A 10,748-nucleotide genomic window follows, 5' to 3' on the forward strand; every position below is an offset into this window, starting at 1 on the left:
TTGCAGTGACGGGAAGAGTCCGTCAAGGTGGGCTCGATCAGCAACGGTGCTGACGGAGAGGAACTCTGATGAAGGCACATGTCCACACCGCTCGCCTGCCCTTGGTGGCCGCTGCGACCCTTGTCTGTTCGCATCGATGCTCGTGGCGACGCCAGCGCAGGCTCGCGGGAGCGCTCGGATGCGGAGGCCCTGCGAGCCGTTGCAGCCGCCGAAGACGCGCTCGGACTGGTCGATGACGTTGTCGCAGACGGGGGCAGCGTCGTCCGCGACGGCGAGAAGGTGTCTGTGAACGGATCGAGCGTGACCATGGGCGAGGTCGGCGCCGCACCGGCAGGGACCGCGCCGCTGTACGCGAGCGATCAGCTGGACGACACGACGACCCGGCTGTCCGCGGTGATGACATCGGCGCGAACAGTCGCGCCCGCCTGGACCTTCGAAGAAGGCACCGAGCTCTCCGTGCTTCCGGACGGACGGGTCAGCGTCGCGGAGGCGGACGGGGACCTCCTGGCCGGCGTCGCGCGCCCCTGGGCGGTCGACGCGAACGGCCGTCGGTTGCCGACGAGCTACTCGGCGTCGGGGAACGTGCTGACACAGCGCGTCGAAGTCGATTCGAGCACAGCGTTCCCGGTGATCGCGGATCCCACCTTCACGGTCTTCCCCGGCTACTGGACGGCCACGCTCAACCGGAGCGAGAGCGCCGCGGCGGTGGGGACGGTCGGCAGTTGTGCCGCCGTCTTCTCCAAGTCCCCGGTTCCCGCACTGCGCGCGCTCACCATCGCCTGCGGTGCGCTCGCAGCGTTCAGCGCGGCGCAGCTGGCTGGCGGCAAGTGCATCAAGATCCACGTGGCCGGTTTGCCACCGTTCGTCGGGACGTGGTGGCCGACGTTCCCGAAGTGCTAGGACGGTGGGTGTGATCCTCGTCCTGAGCGCGGCCGCCGGCATCGTGTTCGGAGTCGCCTCCGCCAGGGCCAGCCGGAGGGTCGGCACACTGCTCGCGAGCGCGCCGTTCCTCGCGTGGTTCGTAGCGCTCGCGGTCGTCGCCGCAGCGGGCACGACCGATTCAGGCATGAGGGCGCTCGGGCTCGCGATGCTCGGGATCCTGCTCGGTCTGTTCGCGGGACAGGCGCTCGTGCGCCGCAGGCGGAGGTCTCGGCGGCGTTGACGGCGACTGACGCGCCCTGCCTGACGGAGCCCCCGTCAGCGCCGCGCCCGCGGGTGCGACGTCTGGTACACGTCCCGCAGCATGTCCGCCGTCACCAGCGTGTAGATCTGCGTCGTCGCGACGCTCGCGTGCCCGAGCAGCTCCTGCACGACCCGCACGTCCGCCCCGCCCTCGAGCAGGTGCGTCGCGAAGGAGTGCCGGAAGGTGTGCGGCGACACGTGCTCGGTCAGGTCCGCGGCAGCTGCGGCCGCCTGGATCACGAGCCACGCGCTCTGCCGGGAGAGCCGAGCGCCCCGCGCCCCGAGGAAGAGCGCCGGCGTCGCGTGCCCCCGCGCTGCGAACAGCGGCCGCGCCCGCACCAGGTACGCGTCCACGGCGGCCCGCGCGTAGCTGCCGAGCGGCACGATCCGCTGCTTGTTGCCCTTGCCGGTGACCCGCACCACGGAGACGTCGGTGTCCTCGTCGGAGTCCTCGTCCACGGCGGCGAGCGTCGTCACGTCGTCCACGGAGAGCCCGACGGCCTCGGAGATCCGGGCACCGGTGGCGTAGAGCAGTTCGAGGAGCGCCCGGTCCCGGAGCTGCACCGGGTCGTCGCCGTCCACGGCCTGCAGCAGCCGCTCCATGTCCTCGACGGCGATCGCCTTCGGCAGCCGCATCGGCGCCTTCGGCGGTCGGACGGACGCGCCGGGGTCGAGCGGCAGCCAGCCCTCCCCCGCGGCGAACGTGGTGAAGGACCGCACTGAGCTGAGCATCCGCGCGATCGAGCGCGGGGCGAGCGGTGCGTCCCGCGTCGCGAGGTGCTCCACGAACCCGGCGAGGTCGGCACGGGCGAGACGCCCGACGTCGGACACGACGGCCGCGCCGCCGGCCCGGTCCGCGCCGGACGAGTCGACCGTCGGCTGCGTGGCGATCCACGTGGTGAACGTCGCGAGGTCCCGCCGGTACGCCGCCAGCGTGTGGTCGGACAGCCCGCGCTCGATCGCGATGTGCCGCAGGTACGTCTCGGCGGCACGGTCGAGGGGGATCACCCGACGAGGCTAGCGCCGCTCGAGCGCCTCCACGGCGAGCGCCGCGACCAGGAGCGCGGAGTTGTGCAGCCGTCCCTCGAGGATCCCGGCGACGATCTCCGACCGGGGCACCCAGCGCTTCACGATGTCGGCCTCTTCGTCCGACCGCTCGAACGCCGAGTCGGTCGCCCGGACACCACGGGCACGGTAGATCTGGATGAACTCGTCGCTGCCACCCGAGGAGGTGTTGTACCGCACGAGCGGCTCCCACTGCTCGGCTTCGACGTCCGCCTCTTCCGCGAGCTCGCGCTTCGCGGCGACGACCTCGTCCTCGCCGTCGATGTCGAGGAGCCCTGCGGGCAGCTCCCAGTCGCGCAGGTGCACGGGGTGGCGGTACTGCTGGATGACGAGCACGCGGCCCTCGTCGTCCTCGGCGTAGACCGCCACAGCACCGGTGTGGTCGACGTACTCCCGCACCATGCTGCCGTCGCCGTACGCGACGGTGTCGCGGCGGATGTTCCAGACGGCACCCTCGTACACGAGGTCGGACGACGTCACGTCGTAGGAAGCGGTCACATCAGCGATGGGTTCGTCAGTCACCACCCCATCCAACCAGCGCCCGCCGTGGAGGCCACCACCGAACGACGGGAGGCCCGGTGCCGGAACAGCACCGGGCCTCCCGTCAGGACGTGGCCGGGACGCGACTACGCGACGTCGACCGACTCCGACTCCGACTCCGGGTCGAACAGGCGCGTCGCCTCGTTGCGCGCGATCGCGGCCTCGACGAGGCCCGCGAACAGCGGGTGCGCGTTGTTCGGACGCGAGCGCAGCTCCGGGTGCGCCTGCGTGCCGATGTAGAACGGGTGCTCCGCACGGTCCAGCTCGACGTACTCGACCAGGGTGCCGTCGGGCGAGGTGCCCGAGAACACCAGGCCGGCGTCCGCGATCTGCTGGCGGTACTTGTTGTTCACCTCGTAGCGGTGACGGTGACGCTCCGAGGCCTCGGGTGCGCCGTACAGGTCCGCTGCGAGCGAGCCCTCGGTGAAGTGCGCCGGGTAGAGGCCGAGGCGCATCGTGCCGCCGAGGTCGCCACCGGCGATGATGTCCACCTGCTCCGCCATCGTGGCGATGACCGGGGTCGGGGTCTCCGGGTCGAACTCGGAGCTGGACGCGTCGGCCAGGCCGGCTTCGTGGCGGGCGTACTCGATGACCATGCACTGCAGGCCGAGGCACAGGCCGAGCGTCGGGATGTGGTTCTCGCGGGCGAACTTCAGCGCGCCGAGCTTGCCCTCGATCCCGCGGACGCCGAAGCCGCCGGGGATGCAGATGCCGTCGACGTCGCCGAGTTGCTTGGCCGCACCCTCGGGCGTGGTGCAGTCGTCGGAGACGACCCACTTCAGCGTGACCTTCGCGTTGTGGGCGAAGCCGCCGGCCCGGAGCGCCTCCGTGACGGACAGGTACGCGTCCGGCAGGTCGATGTACTTGCCGACCAGGGCGATCGTGACGTCCTTCTTCGGCTCGTGCACGGCGCGGAGCACCGGGTTCCACGAGGTCCAGTCGACCTCGTTCGCCTCGAGGTGCAGCGCGTCGACGATCACGCGGTCGAGCCCCTGCGTGTTGAGGAGCGTCGGCAGGTCGTAGATCGACGGGACGTCCACGGCGTTCACCACGGCGTCCTCGTCCACGTCGCACATCAGCGCGATCTTGCGCTTGTTCGCGTCGGACACCGGGCGGTCACTGCGGAGCACGAGCGCGTCCGGCTGGATGCCGATCGAGCGGAGCGCTGCGACGGAGTGCTGCGTCGGCTTCGTCTTCTGCTCGCCGGAGGCGTTCATGAAGGGCACCAGCGACACGTGCACGAAGAACACGTTGTTGCGGCCGAGCTCGTGACGCACCTGGCGGGCCGACTCGATGAACGGCTGGGACTCGATGTCGCCGACCGTGCCGCCGACCTCGGTGATGATGACGTCGGGCTGCGGGTCGTTCTCCGCCTGCTCACGCATCCGGCGCTTGATCTCGTCGGTGATGTGCGGGATGACCTGCACGGTGTCGCCGAGGTACTCGCCGCGACGCTCCTTGGCGATGACCGTCGAGTACACCTGCCCGGTCGTCACGTTCGCCGACTGCGACAGGTTGATGTCGAGGAAGCGCTCGTAGTGCCCGATGTCGAGGTCCGTCTCCGCACCGTCGTCGGTCACGAAGACCTCGCCGTGCTGGAACGGGTTCATGGTGCCCGGGTCCACGTTGAGGTACGGGTCGAGCTTCTGCATGACGACCTTGAGGCCGCGAGCCGTGAGGAGGTTGCCGAGGCTGGCTGCCGTCAGGCCCTTGCCGAGAGACGAGACGACCCCGCCGGTCACGAAGATCTGCTTCGTCACCTTCGGGGTCGGGTTGCTTGCCTGGGTACCGCTGCTGAGAGTGTCCGCCACGGGATTCCATCGTACGTCAGAACTGCCGGGAGGCGCGACCCGCGTTCGCCGTGCGCGTGTCCGCCCGGCCCGTGGCCGGTCAGGCGGACTGGGCTGCGACCTCGAGCAGCTCGCGAGCGTGCTCCATGCCACTGGCGCTGTCGCCGAGGCCGGAGAGCAGGCGCGCCATCTCCTGGAGGCGGTCGTCCCCTTCGAGGCGACGGACGCTCGACGAGGTGACGGCACCGCTGGCGTCCTTCACGACGTTGAGGTGGTTCGTCGCGAACGCTGCGACCTGCGCCAGGTGCGTCACGACGATGACCTGGGTGCGCTCGGCGAGCTTCGCGAGGCGTCGGCCGATCTCGATCGCCGCCGCGCCGCCGACACCGGCGTCCACCTCGTCGAACACGAACGTGGGGACGGTGGTCGATCCGGCCATCACGACCTCGATCGCGAGCATCACGCGGGAGAGCTCACCGCCGGACGCCCCCTTGCCGATCGGACGCGGGTCGGTGCCGGAGTGCGGCTGGAGCAGGATCGCGACCTGGTCACGGCCGTGCCGGCGGTACTCGCCGGCGTCGGTGACCTCGACCACGAGGGTCGCGCCGGCCATCGCCAGGGTCTTCAGTTCCGTCGTGACACGCTTCGCGAGGTCGCCGGCGGCCTTCGTGCGTGCCGCGGTCAGCGCGGTCGCCGCCTGCTCGAGCGCGACCTCGTCCTGCGCGACGGCGTCCTGCAGCGCCACGATGCGGTCGTCGTCGCCGTCGAGTTCCAGCAGCCGGTCGCTCGCCCGCTGCCCGAAGGCGATGACGTCGTCGACGGTCTCGCCGTACTTCCGTGCCAGACCGGAGAGCACCGCACGGCGCTCGTTGATGAGTTCGAGGTCGTGGCCGGCTTCGGGTTCGAGCGAGCCGAGGTAGCTCGACAGGCTCGCCGAGGCCTCGCTCGCCTGGATCCCGAGCTCGGTCAGCTGCTCCAGCACGGGCTGCAGCGTGCTGTCCGCCGCGGCGACGCGCTCGATCGCCCGGCGTGCTGCTTCGACCAGGCCGATGACGTCGGTGCCGTCGAGGGACTCGGAGGAGATCGCCTCGTGCGCGAGGCTGGCGGAGAGGCGGAGTTCCTCGAGGTTCCCGAGCCGGTCCGCGCGTTCCTGGAGTTCGGCGTCCTCGCCGGGCTGGGGTGCTGCGGCTTCGATCTCGTCCGATGCGGCGCGGAGTCGTTCGGCTTCGGCCAGACGGTCGTCGCGGTCCCGGGTCAGCGTCTCGAGTTCACCCGCGTGTGCCTGCCACGTGTCGTACGCCGCGACGTAGCGGCTCAGGGCCTTCTCGACCGCCGCGGCACCGAATCCGTCGAGCGCGGCGCGCTGGGCGGTCGACGAGGTCAGGCGGATCTGGTCCGACTGTCCGTGCACGGTGACGAGCTGGTCCGCGAGTTCGCCGAGCACCGCGACGGGAGCGCTCCGGCCGCCGACCGTGGCGCGACTGCGACCCTCGGCGGAGACCGTGCGGGTGAGGATGAGTTCGCCGTCCTCGACGGTGCCACCGGCGTCCTCGACGCGTTCGGCGACCGCGGCGTGGTCCGGGACGACCCAGCGTCCTTCGACCACGGCGCTGGAGGCACCGCGGCGGACCGAACCGGCATCGGCGCGCGCACCGAGCAGGAGCCCGAGCGCGGTGACGATCATGGTCTTGCCGGCCCCGGTCTCACCGGTGACGACGGTGAACCCCGGCCCGAGCTCGAGGGTCGCGTCGCCGATCACGCCGAGGTCCGAGATCGAGATCTCCTCGATCACAGGCTGCTCCCGTGGTCGTCGTCGTGCTGCGGGCCGCGCCATCCCGCGACGGGGAGCTGGAACTTCGCCACGAGCCGGTCGGTGAACGGGGCGTCCTTCAGTCGCGCGACCCGGACGGGTTCCGGCGAGCGGCTGACCTCGATGCGCGCCCCCGGCGGCAGGTCGTGTGTCCGGCGACCGTCGCACCAGAGGACGCCGACGCCGCTCGTCCGCCGGAGCACCTCGACCGCGAGGACGCAGTCGGGCCCGACCACGATCGGCTTCGAGAAGAGCGCGTGGGCGCTGAGGGGCACCATGATGAGCGCGTCGACGTCCGGCCAGACGATGGGGCCGCCGCCGGAGAACGAGTACGCCGTCGAGCCGGTCGGTGTCGAGATGACGACGCCGTCGCAGCCGAACGACGAGAGCGGACGCCCGTCGACCTCGGTCACGACCTCGAGCATGCGTTCACGGGAGGCCTTCTCGATGGTCGCCTCGTTCAGCGCCCAGGACGAGTAGACGATCTCCTGGCCGACGACGACGTCGACCTGCAGTGCCACGCGTTCCTCGACGTGGTAGTCACCGGAGAGTGCGCGCTCGACGGTCTCCGAGAGGCCGTCGCGCTCGCTCTCGGCGAGGAAGCCCACGTGCCCGAGGTTCACGCCGACGATGGGCGCCCGGGTGCCGCGGACGAGCTCCGCCGCACGGAGGATGGTGCCGTCGCCACCGAGGACGATGACGATCTCGAGGTCGTCGCGCTGCACGTCGACGCCGAGGATGTCGACCTGGCCGACGGTCGCTTCGGCACGTCGGATGTCCGCGTACTCGTCGAAGGGCATCACGGGCGTCAGGCCGGCCGCGTGCAGGATGTCGCAGACCTCGACCGCAGCGTCGATCGAGTCTCGTCGGCCCGTGTGCGAGACGAGCAGGATGTGCCGTTCGTCGCTCATGGAGCCCCTTCCGCCAGTTCGGTCGCGCGTCCGATCCATTCTGTCGGATTGGACCCTGCGCCCCGCTGGAGACGCGCGAGGTACTCGTGGTTGCCGTGGGTCCCGATGATCGGGGAGGCCACGAGGCCGGCGGTCCCGAGGCCGAGGTCCCATGCCGCCCAGAGCACGTTCATGAGGGCGTCGTTCCGCAGTCCGGCGTCACGGACGATGCCCTCGCGCACACCGCCCCGGCCGACTTCGAACTGCGGCTTCACGAGCAGCACGAAGTCATCCGCCGGAACGGCCTCGACCAGGGCGGGCAGGACGATCCGGAGGCTGATGAACGACAGGTCCCCCACCACGAATGCGGTGTCCGCGGCGGCGGGGTCGAGCGCCAGGTAGTCCGCGGCCGTCAGGTTCCGGGCGTTCACGCCCTCCACCACGGCGACACGCTCGTCGAGTGCCACGACCGGGTCGAGCTGGCCGTGCCCGACGTCGAGCGCGACCACGCGACGAGCACCACGCGCGAGGAGCACCTGCGTGAACCCGCCCGTGCTGGCGCCCACGTCCAGCGCGACGAGGCCGCTCGGGTCGATGTCGAAGGAGTCGAGCGCGCCGACGAGCTTCAGCGCGGCGCGGGAGACCCACTCGTCACCGGCGTCCACCACGATCTCGGCGTCCGGGCCCACCGGCGTCGAGGACTTGGTGACCGGTGCACCGTCCACGCTGACACGGCCGGCGGCGATCAGCTTCGCGGCAGCGGTGCGGGACTTCGCGAGTCCGCGGGACGCGACGGCGGCGTCGAGGCGCGCCGGGGCGACCTCGACCGGTGTCGTCCCGGTCTGGAGGTCGTCAGGCACTCGCCGTGCCGCCGCTCTCGAGTCGGGTGCGGAGCTCGTCGTGCAGACCCGAGAACACATCGGCGCGATCCGTCAGCGGGAGTGCCTCGGCGTCGTGTGCGCGCCGGGCGACGTCACTGCCGTTGACGTCATGCGGCGCCGCGGGCTGCTGCTGGGGGTCGGTCGGCACGTCCGTCACGCTACTCGCCGCCGTAGAGCTGGGGGTCGACGTCGAGACCGTAGATGGCCAGGCCGGAGTCCCAGATGGCGGTCGCGCCGGCACGGAGCAGGTTCATCGGGTCGTCGCCGGCACGCTCCACCCGGATCACGTGCGCACGCATGCGGACCGTGGCGTCGCCGACGGTCACGAAGCGGGTGCCGTCGTCGCCGTCGTGCCGATGGGTCACCGGGTAGGGCTCGGACAGGCCGCGGAGGTCTTCCAGCACGAACGTGGGACGCGAGCTCTCGTCGGCCGCGAGGACCTGCTTGGCCTTGTCGATGCCGGTGAGCACGAGGACGCTCGGGATCCCGGCGTCGTTCGCGCCCTTGATGTCGGTGTCGAGCCGGTCGCCGATGAACAGCGGACGCTCGCCGCCGAAGCGGGCGAGGGCCGCGTCGAAGATCGGGCGCTCGGGCTTCCCGGCGACGACCGGCATCCGGCCGACGGCCTGGTGCACGGCGGCGACCAGCGTGCCGTTGCCCGGGGCGATCCCGCGCTCGACCGGGATCGACCAGTCCATGTTCGTCGCGACCCACGGCACCGCGGGGTCCGCGAGGGCGAAGGACGCCTCGGCGAGCTGCTGCCACCCGAGGTCCGGGGAGAAGCCCTGGATCACCGCTGCCGGAGTGTCGTCCGCGCTCGACGTCACCGTGAAGCCGGCCTGCTCGACGATGCTCGTCAGGCCGATGCCGCCGATCACCAGGATCGTGGAGCCCGCCGGCACGAGTGTCGCGAGGAGCCGCACGCCCGCCTGGGAGCTCGTCACGACGTCGTCCGGGCCCACTTCGAGGCCGTAGCGCTCGAGGTGCTCTGCCACGTCGGACGGGCGCCGCGACGCGTTGTTCGTGATGTAGCCGACACGGGCGGTGAGCGAGGCGCGGGTCAGCGCTTCGACCGCGTGCGGGATCGCGTTGCGGCCGCGGTAGACGACGCCGTCGAGGTCGGTGAGGACCACGTCGACGCCGTCCGTCGGCGGGCGCGGGGTGTCAGTCGGCTGCGGAGCCGTCGACGTCCCGGGGGTTGTCGTCGTCGATCTCGCCGAGGTCGTCGTCGACGGGCTCGTCGACGTCGCCGAGGGGCTCGAGCTGGTCGGGTTCGCCGGACTCGTCGGCTGCGGGCTCGTCGAGCTCGTCGTCTGCGCGCTCGTCGAGCTCGTCGTCTGCTGGTTCTTCGTCGAGTCCTTCGACTTCGAACGCTTCCTCGACCACATCAATCGTCTCCCAAGAGTCCTCGTCAGCTGCTTCGGCGAGGGCCTCGGCAGCACGGTCGACACGGGCCCACCACTCGTCGGCCTCGTCCTGGCGGCCGAGCTCCTCGAGCGTGGCCGCGTAAGCACTGTAGAGCGCCGGGGACCAGCTGTAGGCCGTCGACGGGTCGAGCTGTGGAATCTCCAGCTCGCCGAGGGCGGCTGTGGGGTCCCCGAGGTCGAGGCGGGCACCGGACATCGCGATCGCGAGTTCCACCTGCACGCCGGGCTCGAGCGCTGCACGGTCCACCGAGCGGCCGAGTTCCAGCGCACGCTCCGGCCGGCCGAGCCCGCGCTCGCAGTCCACCATCATCGGCAGCTGGTCGTTGCGGCCCGAGATCCGCCGGTAGGTGCGGAGCTCACGGAGCGCGGTGCTGAAGTCGCCGAGCCGGTAGGCCGTGATCGCCGCGGTCTCCCGGACCACCGCGACGCGACCGGCGCGGCGGGCTGCGCTCAGCGCATGCTGGTTCGCGAGCTCGGGGTCCTCGTCCACCAGCAGCGCGGCGGTGACGAGGTGCTTCGCCACCCAGTCCGCGTTGTCCTTGCTGAGGGTCTTGAGCTCGGCGCGGGCCTGCGGGTGCAGATCGCGAGCCTGCACCTCCTCGGGGATCTCCGGGTCCTCGTGACGCGGGCGGATCGACTTGGTGCCGTAGGGGTCGCGGTCCTCGAAGTCGTCACGTGCTGCCTCGCCGAAGCGGGCGCCTGGGCCGCGGTTGCCGTCGCCGAATCGCCGACGCTCGTCGCCGCCGCCGCGGGTGCTGAACGAGCCACGCTCGGGACGGTCCCCGTCACGGCGGGGCCGGTCGGAGTTGTACGACGGACGATCTCCGTCACGCCGCGGGCGGTCGTTGCCCCCGCGGAAGGGACGGTCACCGTCGCGACGGGGCCGGTCGGAGTTGTACGACGGACGATCGCCATCACGGCGCGGCCGGTCGGAGTTGTACGACGGACGATCTCCGTCACGACGGGGCCGGTCGGAGTTGTACGACGGACGATCTCCGTCACGACGGGGCCGGTCCGAGTTGTACGACGGACGATCTCCGTCACGGCGCGGCCGGTCCGAGTTGTACGACGGACGATCTCCGTCACGGCGCGGCCGGTCCGAGTTGTACGACGGACGATCTCCGTCACGGCGCGGCCGGTCCGAGTTGTACGACGGACGATCC

At 71.2% G+C, this 10,748-nt stretch carries 11 protein-coding genes; 2 read left to right on the plus strand and 9 right to left on the minus strand.

What is annotated here, in order from left to right; all coding sequences use genetic code 11:
• Window positions 1-300: 300 nt before the first annotated feature.
• Both EDF27_RS09385 and EDF27_RS09390 read left to right on the plus strand, forming a co-directional pair.
• Window positions 301-900 (plus strand): hypothetical protein, encoded by a 600-nt coding sequence (locus EDF27_RS09385; RefSeq protein WP_132048419.1) that lies wholly within the window; start codon window positions 301-303, stop codon window positions 898-900.
• 10 nt (window positions 901-910) lie between these two features.
• Entirely contained in the window at window positions 911-1,162 is a 252-nt protein-coding gene (locus EDF27_RS09390) for a hypothetical protein (protein WP_132048421.1), read from the plus strand.
• A 35-nt stretch (window positions 1,163-1,197) separates the two neighbouring features.
• Here EDF27_RS09390 and EDF27_RS09395 read toward each other — a convergent pair whose 3' ends face one another.
• The 9 genes from EDF27_RS09395 to EDF27_RS09430 form a co-directional block, all read right to left on the minus strand.
• Window positions 1,198-2,187, minus strand: a complete 990-nt coding sequence (locus tag EDF27_RS09395) for a site-specific tyrosine recombinase XerD (protein ID WP_132048482.1) — start codon at window positions 2,185-2,187, stop codon at window positions 1,198-1,200.
• A 12-nt stretch (window positions 2,188-2,199) separates the two neighbouring features.
• Complete coding sequence (locus EDF27_RS09400; protein WP_123701489.1) at window positions 2,200-2,769, minus strand: NUDIX hydrolase; 570 nt, start codon at window positions 2,767-2,769, stop codon at window positions 2,200-2,202.
• A gap of 104 nt (window positions 2,770-2,873) precedes the next feature.
• Window positions 2,874-4,598, minus strand: a complete 1,725-nt coding sequence (locus EDF27_RS09405) for a CTP synthase (RefSeq protein WP_279433186.1) — start codon at window positions 4,596-4,598, stop codon at window positions 2,874-2,876.
• Between the two features lie 79 nt (window positions 4,599-4,677).
• Window positions 4,678-6,369 carry a DNA repair protein RecN gene (recN, locus tag EDF27_RS09410; RefSeq protein WP_123655969.1) on the minus strand — a complete coding sequence of 564 codons (1,692 nt, stop codon included), beginning with the start codon at window positions 6,367-6,369 and terminating at the stop codon, window positions 4,678-4,680.
• Entirely contained in the window at window positions 6,366-7,298 is a 933-nt protein-coding gene (locus EDF27_RS09415) for an NAD kinase (RefSeq protein ID WP_123655970.1), read from the minus strand. The genes recN and EDF27_RS09415 overlap by 4 nt, the downstream gene beginning before the upstream one ends.
• Window positions 7,295-8,137: a TlyA family RNA methyltransferase gene (locus tag EDF27_RS09420; RefSeq protein WP_243698275.1), complete on the minus strand. Its 843-nt coding sequence runs from the start codon at window positions 8,135-8,137 to the stop codon at window positions 7,295-7,297. The genes EDF27_RS09415 and EDF27_RS09420 overlap by 4 nt, the downstream gene beginning before the upstream one ends.
• Window positions 8,130-8,306, minus strand: coding sequence for a hypothetical protein (locus EDF27_RS19665; protein ID WP_165931423.1), 177 nt, complete (start codon window positions 8,304-8,306; stop codon window positions 8,130-8,132). Before EDF27_RS19665 ends, EDF27_RS09420 begins: the two co-directional genes overlap by 8 nt.
• Before the next feature lie 10 nt (window positions 8,307-8,316).
• Window positions 8,317-9,291: an HAD-IIA family hydrolase gene (locus EDF27_RS09425; RefSeq protein ID WP_132048425.1), complete on the minus strand. Its 975-nt coding sequence runs from the start codon at window positions 9,289-9,291 to the stop codon at window positions 8,317-8,319.
• Window positions 9,292-9,322: 31 nt separating this feature from the next.
• A complete protein-coding gene (locus EDF27_RS09430; protein WP_243698276.1) occupies window positions 9,323-10,180 on the minus strand; it encodes a hypothetical protein in 858 nt (285 codons plus the stop codon).
• Window positions 10,181-10,748: the final 568 nt, after the last annotated feature.

Origin of the sequence: Curtobacterium sp. PhB136 (genome assembly GCF_004346855.1) — a bacterium.
Lineage (GTDB): Bacteria > Actinomycetota > Actinomycetes > Actinomycetales > Microbacteriaceae > Curtobacterium.

Bases quoted from the DNA above. Each gene is read 5' to 3' on its own strand.
- EDF27_RS09415 (WP_123655970.1), bottom strand. From the start codon at position 7,298: ATGAGCGACGAACGGCACATCCTGCTCGTCTCGCACACGGGCCGACGA.